Below are 16,247 nucleotides of genomic sequence, written 5' to 3'. Positions count from 1 at the left end.
AAGACAATGGGGCCATGGGACGCGGCAAGCTTCGGATCTACCTCGGTGCGGCACCGGGCGTCGGCAAGACGTACGCGATGCTGGCCGAGGCGCACCGCAGGGTGGAGCGGGGCACCGACTGCGTCGTGGCGTTCGTCGAGCACCACGACCGGCCGCGCACCGAGGTGATGCTGCACGGCCTTGAGCAGGTCCCCCGCAAGGCGCTGGAGTACCGCGGGAGCACGTTCACCGAGATGGACGTCGACGCCGTGCTGCGGCGCGCCCCGGCCGTCGCCCTGGTGGACGAACTCGCCCACACCAACATCCCCGGCTCCCGCAACGCCAAGCGCTGGCAGGACGTGGAGGAGCTGCTCGCGGCCGGTGTCGACGTCATCTCCACGGTCAACATCCAGCACCTGGAGTCCCTCGGCGACGTGGTCGAGTCGATCACGGGCGTACGGCAGCGGGAGACCGTCCCGGACGAGGTGGTGCGGCGGGCCGACCAGATCGAGCTGGTCGACATGTCGCCGGAGGCCCTGCGCCGCCGGATGGCCCACGGCAACATCTACAAGTCGGACAAGGTCGACGCCGCCCTGTCCAACTACTTCCGGCCCGGCAACCTCACCGCGCTGCGCGAGCTGGCCCTGCTGTGGGTGGCCGACCGGGTCGACGAGTACCTCCAGCGCTACCGCAGCGAGCACCAGGTCTCCAGGATCTGGGGCTCGCGCGAGCGGATCGTGGTCGGGCTGACCGGCGGCCCCGAGGGGCGCACGCTGATCCGCCGGGCGGCCCGGCTGGCCGAGAAGGGAGCCGGCGGGGAGGTCATGGCCGTCTACATCGCCCGCAGCGACGGACTGACCGCCGCCTCCCCGAAGGAGCTGGCCGTCCAGCGCACCCTCGTGGAGGATCTGGGCGGCACCTTCCACCACGTCGTCGGCGACGACATACCCGCCGCGCTGCTCGACTTCGCCCGCGGGGTCAACGCCACCCAGATCGTGCTGGGCTCCTCACGCCGCAAGACCTGGCAGTACGTCTTCGGGCCGGGTGTGGGCGCCACGGTGGCCCGTGAGTCGGGCCCCGACCTCGACGTGCACATCGTCACCCACGGGCAGGTCGCCAAGGGGCGCGGACTGCCGGTGGCCCGCGGCGCCCGGCTCGGCCGCGCCCGGATCGTCTGGGGCTGGACGGTGGCGGTCGCCGGACCGGTGGCCCTCGCGCTGCTGCTGAACGCCGGGGACCTCGGCCTGGCCAACGACATGCTGCTGTTCCTGGCCCTGACGGTGGCCGCGGCGCTGCTGGGCGGGCTGCTGCCGGCACTCGCCTCGGCAGCCGTCGGATCGTTTCTGCTGAACTACTACTACACCCCGCCCCTGCACCGGCTCACCATCGCCGACCCCAAGAACATCGTCGCCATAGCGATCTTCGTCGGCGTCGCCGTGTCCGTGGCCTCGGTGGTGGACCTCGCCGCCCGCCGCACCCACCAGGCCGCCCGGCTGCGCGCCGAGGCGGAGATCCTCTCCTTCCTCGCCGGCAGCGTGCTGCGCGGCGACACCAGTCTGGAGGCGCTCCTGGACCGGGTCCGCGAGACCTTCGGCATGGAGTCGGTGGCGCTGCTCGAACGTCTGAGCGACGTGGACCCCTGGACCTGCGCCGGCCGCGTGGGCACGGGCGGACCGCTCCAGCGCCCGGAGGACGCCGACGTGGACATGCCGGTCGGGGACCACATGGCGCTGGCGCTGACCGGACGGGTGCTGCCCGCCTCCGACCGCCGGGTGCTGGCCGCCTTCGCCGCCCAGGCCGCCGTCGTGCTGGAGCGCAGGCGCCTCCAGGAGGAGGCCGACCAGGCCCGCGCCCTCGCGGAGGGCAACCGCATCCGCACCGCGCTGCTCGCCGCCGTCAGCCACGATCTGCGCACCCCGCTCGCCGGGATCAAGGCGGCCGTCTCCTCGCTCAGGTCCGAGGACGTCGAGTGGTCAGAGGAGGACCGCGCGGAACTGCTCCAGGGCATCGAGGAGGGCGCCGACCGGCTCGACCACCTCGTGGGCAACCTGCTCGACATGTCCCGCCTCCAGACCGGCACCGTCACCCCGCTGATCCGCGAGATCGACCTCGACGAGGTGGTGCCGATGGCGCTGGGCGGGGTGCCCGAGGACAGTGTGCACCTGGACGTACCGGAGTCCCTGCCGATGGTCGCCGTCGACCCCGGGCTGCTGGAGCGCGCGGTCGCCAACCTGGTGGAGAACGCCGTGAAGTACAGTCCGCCGGACGAGCAGGTGCTGGTGTCCGCCAGCGCCATGGCCGACCGGGTCGAGGTCCGGGTCGTCGACCGCGGACCGGGTGTCCCCGACGAGGCCAAGGACCGTATCTTCGAGCCGTTCCAGCGGCACGGCGACGCCCCGCGCGGGGCCGGTGTGGGCCTCGGCCTCGCCGTGGCACGCGGCTTCGCCGAGGCCATGAGCGGCACGCTCAACGCCGAGGACACGCCCGGTGGCGGTCTGACGATGGTCCTCACCCTGCGGGCCGCGGAGCGCCTTCGCGGCCCCGCGCGACTCGCCGAACCAGAAAGGCAAACCACATGACGCGGGTGCTGGTGGTCGACGACGAGCCGCAGATCGTGCGCGCCCTCGTGATCAACCTCAAGGCACGCAAGTACGAGGTCGACGCCGCCTCCGACGGCAGGACCGCCCTCGACCTCGCCGCCTCCCGCCATCCCGACGTGGTCGTGCTCGACCTCGGCCTGCCCGACATGGACGGCGTGGAGGTGATCAGGGGCCTGCGCGGCTGGACCCGGGTGCCCATCCTGGTGCTGTCCGCCCGGCACTCCTCCGACGAGAAGGTCCAGGCGCTGGACGCGGGCGCCGACGACTACGTCACCAAGCCCTTCGGCATGGACGAGCTGCTGGCCCGGCTGCGGGCCGCCGTCCGCCGCGCCGAGCCCGTCGGGAGCGGCGAGGACGGCGTGCTGGTGGAGACCGAGGACTTCACCGTCGACCTGGCCGCGAAGAAGGTCAACCGGGCCGGCAAGGACGTACGGCTGACCCCGACCGAATGGCATCTGCTGGAGGTGCTGGTGCGCAACACCGGCCGCCTGGTCAGCCAGAAGCAGCTGCTCCAGGAGGTGTGGGGGCCGTCGTACGGGACGGAGACGAACTATCTGCGCGTGTACATGGCACAGCTGCGCAGGAAGCTGGAGGCCGACCCCTCGCACCCCAAGCACTTCGTCACCGAACCGGGGATGGGCTACCGCTTCGAGAAGTGAGCGGTTACGTCCCCCTCGGGGACCCCCGGTACGCTTCAGACATGAGTGCTGTTCCTCGTTCAGACAAGCCGGTGGGCCGATTCCGGCGCATGCTCGACCGGCTTTCCTCGTCGCAGGAGGACCTGGAGTCCGAGGAGCTGCGCGAGGACGCCGAGACCGCGGGCTGTACCCGTATCGGCGACTGCAGCGACCGGCAGATCGTCACGGTTACTGGTACCTTGCGCACGGTCACCCTGCGTCCGCGTGCCGGAGTCCCGGCCCTGGAGGCCGAGTTGTTCGACGGCACGGCCGCCCTGGACGTGGTGTGGCTGGGCAGGCGCTCCATCGTCGGTATAGAACCGGGGCGCAGGCTGATCGCATCGGGCCGGATCTCGATGAGCCGGGGCCGCCGGGTGCTGTTCAATCCCAAGTACGAACTGCGACCCCTGGGACGGGAGTAGCCGGTGACGTCACTCGACAAGCCGACCGAAGACACGACCGCCGACCACGATGCCCGGGCGGTGACGGAGGCCGCCCTGTTCGAGGCGTTCGGCGGGGTGCGGGGCATGGTCGAGACGGTGCTGCCCGGCCTCCTCTTCGTCACCATCTTCACGATCAACAAGGACCTGCACTGGTCGGCGATCGCCGCGCTGGCCGTGTCGCTGGTGCTGGTCGTGGTCCGGCTGGTGAGGCGGGACACCGTCAAGCACGCCTTCAGCGGTGTCTTCGGTGTCGCCTTCGGTGTCGTCTTCGCGATGATGACCGGCAACGCCAAGGACTTCTACCTGCCCGGCATGCTCTACACGCTGGGCCTGGCCGTGGCGTACATCGTGACCACGCTGGCCGGGGTCCCGCTGATCGGTCTGATGCTCGGCCCGGTCTTCAAGGAGAACCTCTCCTGGCGCACCCGCAACCCGGGCCGCAAGAAGGCCTACGCCAAGGCGAGCTGGGCCTGGGGCCTGATCCTGCTCGCCAAGTGCGCGATCCTCTTCCCGCTGTACTGGTGGGCCAATACCGCCCAGCTCGGCTGGGTCCTGGTCATCCTGAAGATCCCGCCGTTCCTGCTGGCGGTCTGGCTGACCTGGGTCTTCCTCGCCAAGGCGCCCGCGCCCATCGACGTGTTCGCGGAGATGGAGGCGGAGGAGAAGGCCGAGGAGGAGCGCAAGGCGGCCCTGACGCGGGAGCACGGCGAGGAACCGGCCGCAGGCCGTCACCGCCGCCAGAACTGAGCACCGCCGCCAGAACTTGACACCTCCGTGCACGGCGAAGGGGCGCCCCGGATCTCCGGGCGCCCCTTCGCCGTACACGGGCGCCGGTGCTCGTACCGGGCGCCCCTCGCCGCCGCGCGGAACCCGCACGCGTGCCCCGGCGCGCTCAGCGCTCCCGGCGCACCGACAGCAGGTCCTCCAGCTGCTCCTCACGGGCCTGCGCGGCCACGAACAGCAGCTCGTCACCCGCCTCCAGGGAGTCCTCCCGCGACGGGGTGAGCACCCGGGTGCCGCGGATGATGGTGACCAGCGAGGTGTCCTCGGGCCACTCGACGTCCCCGACCTGGGTGCCGGCCAGCGCCGACTCCTCCGGCAGGGTCAGCTCCACCAGGTTGGCGTCGCCGTGGCTGAAGCGCAGCAGCCGTACCAGGTCGCCGACGCTCACCGCCTCCTCGACCAGCGCGGACATCAGCCGCGGCGTGGACACGGCCACGTCCACGCCCCAGGCCTCGTTGAACAGCCACTCGTTCTTCGGGTTGTTCACACGGGCCACCACCCGCGGCACCCCGTACTCCGTCCTCGCCAGCAGGGAGACGACCAGGTTCACCTTGTCGTCGCCCGTCGCGGCGATCACCACGTTGCAGCGCTGGAGCGCGGCCTCGTCCAGCGAGGTGATCTCGCAGGCGTCGGCCAGCAGCCACTCGGCCTGCGGCACGCGCTCGACCGAGATGGCGGTCGGCGCCTTGTCGATGAGAAGGACCTCGTGGCCGTTCTCCAGGAGCTCGCCCGCGATCGAGCGACCGACCGCGCCGGCACCGGCAATGGCGACCCTCATCAGTGACCGCTCTCCTCTTCCGGGCCCTCGGCGAACGCCGCCTCGACCTTCTCCACGTCGTCCGTCCGCATCATCACGTGCACGAGGTCGCCCTCCTGGAGCACCGTCTGCGAGCTCGGCAGGATCGCCTCGCCGAGACGGGTCAGGAACGCCACCCGGACGCCCGTCTCCTCCTGGAGCCTGCTGATCTTGTGACCCACCCACCTCGGGGAGGCGTGCACCTCGGCGAGCTGGACGCCGCCGGTGGGGTCGCGCCACAGCGGCTCGGCACCCGAGGGCAGCAGCCGGCGGAGCATCTGGTCGGCCGTCCAGCGGACCGTGGCCACGGTCGGGATCCCCAGGCGCTGGTACACCTCGGCGCGGCGGGGGTCGTAGATACGGGCCGCGACGTTCTGCACGCCGAACATCTCGCGGGCCACCCGGGCCGAAATGATGTTCGAGTTGTCCCCGCTGGAGACGGCAGCGAAGGCTCCGGCCTCCTCGATGCCCGCCTCGCGCAGGGTGTCCTGGTCGAAGCCGATCCCGGTGACCCTGCGGCCACCGAACCCGGGGCCCAGCCGGCGGAAGGCGGTGGGGTCCTGGTCGATCACGGCGACCGTGTGCCCCTGCTGCTCCAGGGTCTGGGCGAGAGCGGAACCCACTCTCCCGCAGCCCATGATGACGATGTGCACGACCGTCCTTCCGATGTCAATAGCGACTGCTCAGCCCCATCAGGGTCTCAGACAGAGGGACAAGCTACACATGCCCGGTCCGGGGCGGGCACCCCCTGTCGCGTCCTTAACGCCTCCGCGGTGCGCGGCGCCTCACTCGGCCCCGAGGCGTCCCACTCCGGTCCGCTCGGCCTCGAAGGGCCGGCGCCGCGTGATGCTGCGCACGCTGCGCAGGGTCAGGAATCCGAGGCCGAGCAACGCTGCGGCGGCGCCGATCAGCTCCGCGGTAGGGGGCACGGGACCTCCGGGGGGTCGGCGGGGAGCGGGGTCCAGACATCAAGGCACGGCGAACACCCCGCCTGCGGAATTCGCAGGGTCTTCGGTACCGGAATTCACTCGTGAGGCAGATCTGGACCGGTGGGTGCACGACCCCGGGGCCCAACGCCTACGATGCTCTGTTGTGTCCAAACTGACCGACGTGCCCAAACGTATTCTGATCGGGCGCGCACTGCGCAGTGACCGGCTGAGCGAGACGCTCCTGCCGAAGCGCATCGCCCTACCCGTCTTCGCCTCCGACTCGCTGTCCTCCGTGGCCTACGCGCCCGGCGAGGTGCTGCTGGTCCTGTCCGTCGCGGGCGTGTCGGCGTACCACTTCAGCCCCTGGATAGCGGTCGCGGTGGCCGTGCTGATGCTGACCGTGGTCGCCTCCTACCGGCAGAACGTGCACGCCTACCCGAGCGGCGGCGGCGACTACGAGGTGGCGACCACCAACCTCGGCTCCAAGGCGGGCCTGACCGTCGCCAGCGCGCTGCTGGTCGACTACGTCCTGACCGTCGCCGTCTCCATCTCCTCCGGCATCGAGAACCTCGGCTCCGCCGTCCCCTTCGTCGTCCAGCACAAGGTGCTGTGCGCGGTCGCCGTGATCGTGCTGCTGACGCTGATGAACCTGCGTGGGGTGAAGGAGTCGGGCACGCTCTTCGCCATCCCCACGTACGTGTTCGTCACCGGCGTCTTCATCATGATCGCGTGGGGCGCCTTCCGCGGACTCGTCCTCGGCGACACCATGCGGGCGCCGACCGCCGACTTCCACATCAAGGCCGAGCACCAGGGACTGGCCGGATTCGCCCTCGTCTTCCTGCTGCTGCGCGCCTTCTCCTCCGGCTGCGCGGCGCTCACCGGCGTCGAGGCGATCTCCAACGGCGTCCCCGCCTTCCGCAAGCCGAAGTCCAGGAACGCGGCGAGCACGCTGGCGATGATCGGCCTGCTGGCCGTGACGATGTTCTGCGGCATCGTCACGCTGGCCATGACGACCGGCGTCCGCATGTCCGACAACCCGGCCGCCAACCTCCTGCGGGGCGGCGTCCCGGTCGGCCCGGACTATGTGCAGAACCCGGTGATCTCCCAGGTCGCCGAGGCCGTCTTCGGCAAGGGCAGCTTCCTGTTCCTCATCCTGGCCGCGGCGACGGCGCTGGTCCTCTTCCTGGCCGCGAACACCGCGTACAACGGCTTCCCGGTGCTCGGCTCGATCCTCGCCCAGGACCGCTTCCTGCCCCGCCAGCTGCACACCCGCGGCGACCGGCTCGCCTTCTCCAACGGCATCGTGCTGCTCGCGGGCGCCGCCATCCTGCTGACCGTCGTCTACGGCGCCGACTCCACCCGGCTGATCCAGCTGTACATCGTCGGCGTGTTCGTGTCCTTCACGCTCAGCCAGGTCGGCATGGTCAAGCACTGGAACCGCCACCTGGCCACCGAGCGGGACCCGGCCCGGCGCAGCCACATGATCCGCTCCCGTGCCATCAACACCTTCGGCGCGTTCCTCACCAGCACGGTGCTGGTCGTCGTCCTCGTCACCAAGTTCACGCACGGCGCCTGGGTGGCCTTGCTCGGCATGTGCATCTTCTTCGCGACGATGACCGCGATCCGCAAGCACTACGACCGCGTCACCGAGGAGATCGCGGCCCCCGACGGCCCGGACGACGACACCGTCCGGCCCTCCCGCGTCCACTCCGTGGTCCTCATCTCCAAGATCCACCGTCCCACCCTGCGCGCCCTGGCGTACGCCAAGCTGATGCGCTCGGACACCCTGGAGGGCCTCACCGTCAACGTGGACCCGGCCGAGACCCGGGCGCTGCGCGGGGAGTGGGAGCGGCGCGGCATCGACGTACCCCTGAAGGTGCTCGACTCGCCCTACCGCGAGGTCACCCGCCCGGTCATCGAGTACGTCAAGAGCCTGCGCAAGGAGTCCCCGCGCGACGCCGTCTCGGTGATCATCCCCGAGTACGTCGTCGGCCACTGGTACGAGCACCTGCTGCACAACCAGAGCGCGCTGCGCCTGAAGGGCCGGCTGCTGTTCACGCCGGGCGTGATGGTCACCTCGGTGCCCTACCAGCTGGCCTCCTCCGAGGCGGCCAAGCAGCGTGCCCGCAGGCGCCAGGAGTGGAGCGCGCCGGGTGCGGTGCGGCGTGGTCCGGCCCAGGAACGCCCGAAGGAGCCGAAGGAGTCGCCGGCGGCCAAGGGCTGACGGGCCCGAAGGGCGGGCTCGTACCCTGATGGGCCTGCGGGCTGGGGGCGGCCCACGTACCTGATGGTGAAGGGCCGGACAGCACCCACGTAGACTGGTGGGCTGTTGTCCGGCCGTCCGCCTTTCCCGATCTGGAGTCACCCCACCATGCACGCAGAACCGAAGAACTCGCGGGTGGGCCAGGAGCAGGGCGCCTCGCTGGTGGGCCAGGAGTACGAGGTCGAGATCGGCCCCGTCGCGCACGGCGGCCACTGCATCGCCCGTACCGCCGAGGGCCAGGTGCTGTTCGTACGGCACGCGCTGCCCGGTGAGCGGGTCGTGGCCAAGGTGACCGAGGGCGAGGAGGGTGCCCGGTTCCTGCGCGCGGACGCGGTACGGATCATCGACGCCTCCAAGGACCGTATCGAGGCACCCTGCCCCTACGCGGGCCCCGGCCGCTGCGGCGGCTGCGACTGGCAGCACGCCAAGCCGGGCGCCCAGCGGCGACTCAAGGGCGAGGTGCTCGCCGAGCAGCTGAAGCGGCTCGCGGGCCTCACGCCCGAGGAGGCCGGCTGGGACGGCACGGTGATGCCCGCCGAGGGCGACAAGCTGCCCGCGGGCGAGGTCCCGCAGTGGCGCACCCGTGTGCAGTACGCGGTCGACCCCGCCACGGGGAAGGCCGGCCTGCGCCGCCACCGCTCGCACGAGGTCGAGCCGATCGACCACTGCATGATCGCGGCCGCCGGGGTGAGCGAGCTGGGCATCGAGCGGCGCGACTGGACGGGCATGGAGTCCGTCGAGGCGATCGCGGCGACGGGCTCCCAGGACCGCCAGGTGATCCTGACCCCGCGCCCGGGCGCCCGCCTGCCGCTGGTGGAGCTGGACAAGCCGGTCTCGGTCCTCCGGGTCGACGAGAAGACCGGCGGCGTCCACCGCGTGCACGGCCGCCCGTTCGTCCGCGAACGCGCCGACGGCCGCACCCACCGCGTGGGCGGGGGCGGCTTCTGGCAGGTCCACCCGAAGGCGGCGGACACCCTGGTCACGGCGGTCATGCAGGGCCTGCTGCCCCGCAAGGGCGACATGGCGCTCGACCTCTACTGCGGCGTCGGCCTCTTCGCCGGCGCCCTGGCCGACCGCGTCGGCGACAAGGGCGCGGTCCTCGGCATCGAGTCCGGCAAGCGCGCGGTGGAGGACGCCCGGCACAACCTCGCCGACTTCCCCCGCGTCCGCGTCGAACAGGGCAAGGTCGAGTCCGTCCTCCCGCGCACCGGCATCACCGAGGTCGACCTGATCGTCCTCGACCCGCCCCGAGCGGGCGCCGGCCGCACCACGGTCGCCCACCTCACCTCCCTCGCCGCCCGCCGCATCGCCTACGTCGCCTGCGACCCGGCCGCCCTCTCCCGAGACCTGGCGTACTTCCGCGAGGGCGGTTACCGGGTACGGACGCTGCGCGCGTTCGATCTGTTTCCGATGACGCATCACGTGGAGTGCGTGGCGATTCTGGAGCCTGCAGCAAAGGGCGCCTGACCTGCGATTTTCTGTTTCAGGGTAGCTTCTTGACCTGTTTCCCCGGCGAGCGAATGGTGAACGTGCGGCATCGCTGCCGGGCTCCGCAATCCGGGCTCCGCGAGTGATTCCGTTCAGCGACCGTGAGGCCGCCTGGGTAGAAGGCGAACCAGTCCGTGAGCGGACGGGCCGGCCCAGCGGCACGCAAAACAGGAAACCTTGGACGGAGAGGCATGTGGTGCCGATGAACCGGAAGCGGGAACGGAAGGCACCCCTCGGCAGGCCGACGTGAGCTTCCCCGAGGCGCCGCGCCGCGACTGCCTCCCCAGGGTGCGCAACCGGCTCGTCGCTGGTTCCCGGCTGTTCCTCCCGTCCGCCCTGCTGCTCGCCGGAGTCGGTGAGGCCGGTCGGCTCGTCGGCTGGGTGACGCCGACCACGACTCTGGGGCCGACGGCATATCTTCTTTTGGCCCGGTCCGACGCCGGCGCCGTGGGGTGCGATGGCGCATGGCCCTGCTGGCCCACGGCACGGCAGTGGTCTGCGGCCTCGTCTGTCTCGCCGTCTTCGGGCTGTGGAACCACCCGTCCGTCGTCCCCCAGGACCACAACACCGCACGGCAGATCAGCGCTCAGGCCCTCGCGGTGGGGGCGACCGTCTTCCTCCCGCACGTGTTCGACGTCCCCCACCCCCGGCCGCCGCCACTGCGCTCCTGATCACGTCCGGGATCTGCCGTCCGGGCCCACCGCTCTACGGCATGCTGGCCGGACTGGCCCTGGTCATCACGATCGCCCCTCTCCTCACCGCCATGACGGATGCGTGTACGGCACGCAGCGCGCTTTGGTGGCTGAGCCGGCCGACCGACTTGTCGTGCTCGGAACGTAGGACCGTGTCAATCCCGCCCCGGCCGTCACGGTGATCGGCGTGGCCTCAAGCTTCCGCCTCCTCGGGAGCGGTCACCACCCGGTGAGCAGCAGGTGGTTGAGGAGCAGGGCGAGCAGTGCCTGGGCGGTGAGCCAGGCGCGGGCGGAAGCCACGCCTGTTCGGGTGGAACCGAGAGCTTGGGGGCGGGTGAGGAACGCGCACGCCGGGAGCAGCCACAGTGCGAAGGGCAGCCAGATGCGTTCCGTCTCCGCCTTGCTCATGCCGGACAGGTCGGCGGCCAGCAGGGCGAGGAGGGCGGCGGAGACCAGGAGTGCGAGGCGGGCCTCGGCCGTCCGGGCGGGCACGTCGCCGCGGCGCCGGACGAGCACCGCACCGGTCCGCCGCAGGCCCGCCGCCGTCGCCAGGCCCGTGACGAGTACCGTGCAGGCGAGGTTGGCCCACACCCAGTAGCCGTAGGGACGGACACCGCCGGCGCCCTGGTAGTAGCGCGTGACCAGCAGGTGGTACGCCTCCCACCAGTTGAACCCGGCGAGCGTGAACGCCGTCGGGACCACCGCCAGTCCGGCGATCAGGGGCACCAGCAGGGCGGGGCGCCCCCGGATTCCTTGTCGGCCGAGTACCAGTACCGCCGCCGCTATCAGTGCGACGAGCGTGAGGCCGTACGACAGGTAGCCGGTCAGGCCGAACAGCAGCCCGGACGCCCCCGCCCACCACAGAGACCGTCCGGTGACCGCCAGTGCCAGCAGCGCCACTGCCCACGCGGCCACCGCCGCGAAGTACGCGTCGGCCGAGGTGCCCATCCACACGGCGGCCGGAGCCAGGACGAGGAAGGGCGCCGCCCCTCGGGCGAGTGACTCGTCGGCCAGGGCGCGGACCGTGATCAGCACGGCCGCGCAGGCCGTCGCCCCGACGGTGATGCACCACGGCCCGGCCCAGCCCCCGCCCCGCAGCCCGACCCGGTCGAGCAGGACGAAGGTGAGCGTGGCCGCGGGCGGGTGGCCGGCGACGTGGGCGGGCCAGTTGTCGGGGGAGCCGAGCAGGATGTGCTGGGTGAAGCCCCGCAGCGCCGCTGGGATGTCATGGAAGCGGTCGATGACCTGGAGGTACTCGTGGCGGGTGGTGAGCCGGGCGGCGATGCCCCGCTGCCAGCCGTCGATCAGGGCCAGGGAGTAGGTCCAGGCCATGGCCGTGCCCCACGTCAGGGGAAGCAGGGCCCGCCAGGGGAGACGGGCCGCGAGGGAGGGGCCGTACGCCACTGCGGCGATCGCCACCAGGACGGCCACCGGGGTGCCAGGGCCGAGGTGGGGTTCCCATGACGCCAGCAATGGGGGCCAGTTGACGAACAGCGTACGGCGGGTCCCCTGGATATGGCGGCCGACCAGCACGGCCGTCGTCACGAGCAGCGCGGCGGCCCCGGCTGCGTACAGGTCACGGCTCCGGCCACGGGGCACGCCGGAGCGCGCGGTGCCGGGCTCGGTGGAGGGCAGGGTACGAATCACACCGGAACGCTAGGCCGCACGGTCGCTCACGGTCCGCTGTGCGGGCCCGATGTCAGCATTCCGTCATGGGTTGCGCACCCTTTCGCGGAGTGGTTCCGGCCTACCGTCGGGACATGCGCGACCCTGACGCCCCACGGCTTCCCTCCTCGCCCGGCTTCTGGCGCAGCCCCCTGCGCGGCCCCTGGTTCACCTCGGTGCTGGGCCTTGTCCTGCTCGTCGGCATCACGGTGCTGTTCGTGACGGGTCTGGTCTCGTACGCCGCCTACAACCCCGGTCTGTCGCCGGTGAACGACAAGACACCGGACAAGGGGATCCTCGGCTTCTACCTCTTCGCCTGGCCGACGAGCCCGCACTGGCTCTACCGGCTCAACCAGGGCGTCCACGTCACCCTGGGCATCACCCTGATCCCCGTCCTGCTCGCCAAGCTGTGGTCCGTCGTGCCGAGGCTGTTCGCGCTGCCGCCGGCCCGCTCGCTCGCGCACGCCCTGGAGCGGATATCGCTGCTGCTCCTGGTGGGCGGCGCACTGTTCGAGTTCGTGACCGGCGTGCTCAACGTCCAGCTCGACTACGTCTTCCCCGGCTCCTTCTACCCGCTGCACTTCTACGGAGCGTGGGTGTTCTTCGCCGCGTTCGCCGCCCATGCCCTGCTGAAGACGCCCACGGCGCTGCGCAATCTGCGGCACCTGCGAGAGGAGAGCAACGACCTGGTGTCCCCGCGCCCCGCCGAGCCGACCGTCTCCCGCAGGGGCGCCCTGTGGTTCGTCGGGGGCGGCTCGACGCTGCTGTTCGCCACCACGGTGGGACGGAGCTTCGACGGTCCGCTGCGGCGCACCGCCCTCCTCGCACCGCACGGCGGCGGCGACCCCGGCACCGGCCCGAACGGCTTCCAGATCAACAAGACCGCCGCCTACGCCGGGATCGACGCGGCGGAGACGGGCGAGGATGCCTGGCGGCTCGTCGTCACGGGACGTACGGGCACCGTCCGCCTCCGCCGGGAGGAGCTGCTCCGGCTTCCCCTGTACAGCGCGGCACTGCCCATCGCCTGTGTGGAGGGCTGGTCGACGTCGGACCAGTGGTGGCGCGGGGTGCGGCTGCGCGACCTCGCGGCGCTCGTCGGGTACGACGACCCGCCGGACGTGTTCGTCGAGTCCCTGCAGCGGAGCGGCGCCTTCCGGAAGGCCGCCCTGCGCGCCAACCAGGTGGCCGATCCGCGTTCCCTGCTCGCCCTGTACGTCAACGGCGAGGAGCTGTCCCCCGACCACGGCCACCCGGCGCGCGTCATCGTGCCAGCCGCGCCTGGTGTGCTCAACACCAAGTGGGTGGCCCGGATGACGTTCGGAGACCTGTGATGCTTCCCCGGCTTTCCCGGCTTCCCCGAGTTCCGCTCGGCGGCGGCCCCCTGCAACTCCTGCTGCTTGCCTGCTCGTTCGCGCTTGCCGCCTACGCGGGTGTGCGGCTGCTCATGGGCGACTGGTACGGCGTGGTGCTGTGGTTCGTGGGGGTGGCGCTGCTGCACGACCTCGTGCTGCTGCCGCTGTACGCGGTCGCGGACCGGGCGGTCGTCCGGGGACTCGGCGCGGTCCGGCGCCGGGAGTGGGTGCCGTACGTGCGCGTACCGGCAGCCCTTTCCGGGTTGCTCCTTCTCGTGTGGTTCCCGCTGATCAGCGGCATGGTGGAGCGGCGCTACCGGTTCGGCACCGGGTTGCCGGCGGACGTGTTCCTCGCCCGCTGGCTGCTGATCACCGCCGTCCTCTTCGGCGGCTCGGCGCTGCTGCTGGCGCTGCGGCTGCTCCGGCTGCGCAGGGCGGCGAAGCAGCGTCCGCCGACTGTCCACTGACCGGCCCGCTCCCAGCCCTGTGCGTACTGGAGCAGCGCCCGCGTGCCGAGCCGCGCCCAGGGGAAGGGCGCGTCGGTTCCACCGGCGTCGGTGAGGCCGACGACCTGCACCTGGGCGCGTTCGTCGACGTCCACCGGGGCGGTCTCGGCGATCAGTAGGCCGCCGGGGCGCAGAAGCCCGGCCACCCGGTCCAGGAGCGCACACGGGTCACCGCCTATGCCGACGTTGCCGTCCATGAGCAGGGCGGTGTCCCAGCGCCCCTCGTCGGGCAGTGGCTCGAAGACCGAGCGTCGCAGCGCACGGCCCCCGAGTCGCACGGTGTGGTCCACCGCGGCCTCGCTGACGTCGATCCCGAGGACGGCCCGGCCCCGGGCGGCGAGTTCCGCCACCAGGCGCCCGGGCCCGCATCCCACGTCCAGCACGGTTCCCTCGCAGCGGTCCAGTACGTCCCGGTCGACCGCGTCGGCCCCGGAGCACCAGCGTTCCACCTCCAGCGGCAGCAGCCAGCCGTCGGTGCGACGAAGGAACAGCGGGCCCCGGCCGGCGCGCAGGGCGGCGTCGTACGGGTCGGCGGTCGCCCAGGGGAGGGCGGCGGTGGGCGGGGCGGTCATCGGCGTATGGCCAGGGGCAAAGCCGGCTCCGTGACGGGCCGGGGGTCTGCCGGGGAGTCCGGTCGGTCGGTGGGTGGGGAGGTCGGTCCGGAGTCCGCTTTCGTGGCCAGGGACGAGTCGCCCCCCTCGACCGTCCGCCCATCCGGCCCCGCCGTCGCCGTGCACCGGGCCAGCCGTGCCGCGAAGCGGCCGTGCGGGGCCAGGACGGCGACGGCGTGGGCGTCGGCGGCGGTGTCGACGTCACGGAGGGACGGCAGGTCGCGCACCCGCAGGCCTGCGGCGAGGAGCCGGTCCCGTAGGACCGCTCCCGTCACCGAGGTCGACATGGGCACGCCCCGCAGCAGACCGGGATCGGGGCGCGCCAGGCCGAGCGCCCAGAAGCCGCCGTCCTCGGCCGGGCCGAAGTGGGCGTCGCAGTCGGTGAAGTCCACGGTGAGCAGTTCCGGCGTCACCTGCGGGGTGTCCATGCCGATGAGCAGGGCCGGGCCCTCGCAGCGTGCGAAGGCGTCCGCCAGCCGCTCGTCGAGACCGCCCGCGCGCTGCGGTACGACGCAGAAGCCGGGCGGCAGCCAGGGGCCGGGGGCGCCGTCCAGGACGAGGAGGCGCCGGGAGGCGGGCGTGGCCGCCACGGCGTGCAGCGTGTCCGCGAGGGCCGCCTCGGCCAGCCGAGCCGCCTGACCGGGCGTGAACGGCGGAGTGAGCCGGGTCTTGACCCGGCCCGGCCGCGGCTCCTTGGCGATGACGAGGAGCGTGGTCAACGGATGGTTCCTCCTCCGTGCGCTGGGGGTTCGCTCAACACGCGGCTCATGTCCCGTACGGCCTGCCAGGTGCCGCGCCAGGTGCCCGTCACCTTCGAGTCCCCGGTGCGTGGCAGATACGGCACGTCGTACTCGGCGATCCGCCAGCCGGCGTCGGCGGCGCGCACGACCATCTGGAGCGGATAGCCGCTGCGCCGGTCGGTGAGGCCGAGGGCGAGCAGCTGCTCGCGGCGGGCTGCGCGCAGGGGACCGAGGTCGTGCAGCCGCAGCCCGGTGCGGCGCCGCAGCATCCGCGCGAGCGCCAGATTGCCGGCGCGGGCATGCGCGGGCCACGCGCCCCGGCCCCGCGGACGCCGTCGGCCGAGCACCAGGTCGGCCTCGCCGTCCCGGATCTCACGGACGAAGGGGACCAGGAGCGATGGGTCGAGGGAGGCGTCGCCGTCGCAGAAGCACACCACCTCGGCGGTGGCGGCGGTCAGCCCGGCGTGGCAGGCGGCGCCGAAGCCCCGGCGCGGCTCGTGCACGACGGTCGCGCCGCACGCGCGAGCGACCTCGGCCGAGCCGTCGGTGGAACCGTTGTCGACGACGAGCGCGCGCCAGCCCGGCGGGATCCGTTCGAGCACCCAGGGAAGGGCCTCGGCCTCGTTCAGGCAGGGCAACACCACGTCGACGTCCGAAGAAGTCCTCGTCACGGTCTCACCCTACGAATACGAATCGGGGCATACCGGACGCCCGCTCCTTACG

14 protein-coding genes and 1 pseudogene are annotated in these 16,247 nt (G+C 72.0%); 8 read left to right on the top strand and 7 right to left on the bottom strand.

Annotated features, from left to right (window positions below; translation table 11 throughout):
• The first annotated feature begins 14 nt into the window (after positions 1–14).
• Genes ACIP4X_RS30415 through ACIP4X_RS30400 form a run of 4 tightly spaced genes read left to right on the top strand, consistent with a single transcriptional unit; the run spans position 15 to position 4,446 of the window.
• The gene (locus tag ACIP4X_RS30415; protein WP_401351440.1) at positions 15–2,558 is read left to right on the top strand and encodes an ATP-binding protein; all 2,544 of its coding nucleotides are present in this window, start codon (positions 15–17) and stop codon (positions 2,556–2,558) included.
• Positions 2,555–3,238, top strand: a complete 684-nt coding sequence (locus tag ACIP4X_RS30410) for a response regulator (RefSeq protein WP_358737097.1) — start codon at positions 2,555–2,557, stop codon at positions 3,236–3,238. The genes ACIP4X_RS30415 and ACIP4X_RS30410 overlap by 4 nt, the downstream gene beginning before the upstream one ends.
• Positions 3,239–3,279: 41 nt before the next feature.
• Positions 3,280–3,678 (top strand): OB-fold nucleic acid binding domain-containing protein, encoded by a 399-nt coding sequence (locus ACIP4X_RS30405; protein WP_358737099.1) that lies wholly within the window; start codon positions 3,280–3,282, stop codon positions 3,676–3,678.
• 3 nt (positions 3,679–3,681) lie between these two features.
• Positions 3,682–4,446, top strand: a complete 765-nt coding sequence (locus ACIP4X_RS30400; RefSeq protein WP_391457287.1) for a DUF3159 domain-containing protein — start codon at positions 3,682–3,684, stop codon at positions 4,444–4,446.
• A gap of 145 nt (positions 4,447–4,591) precedes the next feature.
• Here the strand turns inward: ACIP4X_RS30400 and ACIP4X_RS30395 are convergent, their stop codons facing one another.
• The 3 genes from ACIP4X_RS30395 to ACIP4X_RS30385 all read right to left on the bottom strand — a co-directional run bounded on the left by ACIP4X_RS30395 (position 4,592) and on the right by ACIP4X_RS30385 (position 6,207).
• Positions 4,592–5,260: a TrkA family potassium uptake protein gene (locus ACIP4X_RS30395; RefSeq protein ID WP_100570644.1), complete on the bottom strand. Its 669-nt coding sequence runs from the start codon at positions 5,258–5,260 to the stop codon at positions 4,592–4,594.
• Positions 5,260–5,931: a TrkA family potassium uptake protein gene (locus ACIP4X_RS30390; protein ID WP_358737103.1), complete on the bottom strand. Its 672-nt coding sequence runs from the start codon at positions 5,929–5,931 to the stop codon at positions 5,260–5,262. The genes ACIP4X_RS30395 and ACIP4X_RS30390 overlap by 1 nt, the downstream gene beginning before the upstream one ends.
• A gap of 132 nt (positions 5,932–6,063) precedes the next feature.
• Positions 6,064–6,207, bottom strand: a complete 144-nt coding sequence (locus ACIP4X_RS30385) for a hypothetical protein (protein ID WP_358737149.1) — start codon at positions 6,205–6,207, stop codon at positions 6,064–6,066.
• 163 nt (positions 6,208–6,370) lie between these two features.
• On the opposite strand from ACIP4X_RS30385, the gene ACIP4X_RS30380 reads away from it, so the two are divergent.
• The 3 genes from ACIP4X_RS30380 to ACIP4X_RS30370 all read left to right on the top strand — a co-directional run bounded on the left by ACIP4X_RS30380 (position 6,371) and on the right by ACIP4X_RS30370 (position 10,629).
• The gene (locus tag ACIP4X_RS30380; protein ID WP_358737105.1) at positions 6,371–8,431 is read left to right on the top strand and encodes an APC family permease; all 2,061 of its coding nucleotides are present in this window, start codon (positions 6,371–6,373) and stop codon (positions 8,429–8,431) included.
• Positions 8,432–8,578: 147 nt separating this feature from the next.
• The gene (locus ACIP4X_RS30375; protein WP_391457282.1) at positions 8,579–9,937 is read left to right on the top strand and encodes a TRAM domain-containing protein; all 1,359 of its coding nucleotides are present in this window, start codon (positions 8,579–8,581) and stop codon (positions 9,935–9,937) included.
• 485 nt (positions 9,938–10,422) lie between these two features.
• A complete protein-coding gene (locus tag ACIP4X_RS30370) occupies positions 10,423–10,629 on the top strand; it encodes a hypothetical protein (RefSeq protein WP_401351436.1) in 207 nt (68 codons plus the stop codon).
• A 240-nt stretch (positions 10,630–10,869) separates the two neighbouring features.
• On the opposite strand, the gene ACIP4X_RS30365 is transcribed toward ACIP4X_RS30370, so the two are convergent.
• Entirely contained in the window at positions 10,870–12,297 is a 1,428-nt protein-coding gene (locus ACIP4X_RS30365) for a hypothetical protein (RefSeq protein ID WP_391457280.1), read from the bottom strand.
• A gap of 113 nt (positions 12,298–12,410) precedes the next feature.
• On the opposite strand from ACIP4X_RS30365, the gene ACIP4X_RS30360 reads away from it, so the two are divergent.
• Positions 12,411–13,646 carry a molybdopterin-dependent oxidoreductase gene (locus ACIP4X_RS30360; RefSeq protein ID WP_391457278.1) on the top strand — a complete coding sequence of 412 codons (1,236 nt, stop codon included), beginning with the start codon at positions 12,411–12,413 and terminating at the stop codon, positions 13,644–13,646.
• A 334-nt stretch (positions 13,647–13,980) separates the two neighbouring features.
• On the opposite strand, the gene ACIP4X_RS30355 is transcribed toward ACIP4X_RS30360, so the two are convergent.
• The 3 genes and pseudogenes from ACIP4X_RS30355 to ACIP4X_RS30345 form a co-directional block, all read right to left on the bottom strand.
• Positions 13,981–14,745 (bottom strand): class I SAM-dependent methyltransferase, encoded by a 765-nt coding sequence (locus ACIP4X_RS30355; protein ID WP_358737113.1) that lies wholly within the window; start codon positions 14,743–14,745, stop codon positions 13,981–13,983.
• Between the two features lie 155 nt (positions 14,746–14,900).
• Positions 14,901–15,503, bottom strand: a pseudogene (locus tag ACIP4X_RS30350) (DUF2064 domain-containing protein); the annotation flags it as partial.
• Positions 15,500–16,195 (bottom strand): glycosyltransferase family 2 protein, encoded by a 696-nt coding sequence (locus ACIP4X_RS30345; protein WP_358737116.1) that lies wholly within the window; start codon positions 16,193–16,195, stop codon positions 15,500–15,502. The pseudogene ACIP4X_RS30350 and the gene ACIP4X_RS30345, both read right to left, overlap by 4 nt.
• Between the last annotated feature and the right edge of the window lie 52 nt (positions 16,196–16,247).

The organism is Streptomyces sp. NPDC088817 (genome assembly GCF_044750345.1).
Classification (GTDB): domain Bacteria; phylum Actinomycetota; class Actinomycetes; order Streptomycetales; family Streptomycetaceae; genus Streptomyces.
This window is presented reverse-complemented; position numbering and strand designations above follow the sequence as displayed.

What these genes read in the sequence shown, in the direction of transcription:
- ACIP4X_RS30375 (WP_391457282.1), top strand. Translation starts at nt 8,579, where the DNA reads ATGCACGCAGAACCGAAGAACTCGCGGGTGGGCCAGGAGCAGGGCGCC.
- ACIP4X_RS30355 (WP_358737113.1), bottom strand. Translation starts at nt 14,745, where the DNA reads ATGACCGCCCCGCCCACCGCCGCCCTCCCCTGGGCGACCGCCGACCCG.
- ACIP4X_RS30405 (WP_358737099.1), top strand. Translation starts at nt 3,280, where the DNA reads ATGAGTGCTGTTCCTCGTTCAGACAAGCCGGTGGGCCGATTCCGGCGC.
- ACIP4X_RS30360 (WP_391457278.1), top strand. Translation starts at nt 12,411, where the DNA reads ATGCGCGACCCTGACGCCCCACGGCTTCCCTCCTCGCCCGGCTTCTGG.
- ACIP4X_RS30370 (WP_401351436.1), top strand. Translation starts at nt 10,423, where the DNA reads ATGGCCCTGCTGGCCCACGGCACGGCAGTGGTCTGCGGCCTCGTCTGT.
- ACIP4X_RS30410 (WP_358737097.1), top strand. Translation starts at nt 2,555, where the DNA reads ATGACGCGGGTGCTGGTGGTCGACGACGAGCCGCAGATCGTGCGCGCC.
- ACIP4X_RS30395 (WP_100570644.1), bottom strand. Translation starts at nt 5,260, where the DNA reads ATGAGGGTCGCCATTGCCGGTGCCGGCGCGGTCGGTCGCTCGATCGCG.
- ACIP4X_RS30415 (WP_401351440.1), top strand. Translation starts at nt 15, where the DNA reads ATGGGACGCGGCAAGCTTCGGATCTACCTCGGTGCGGCACCGGGCGTC.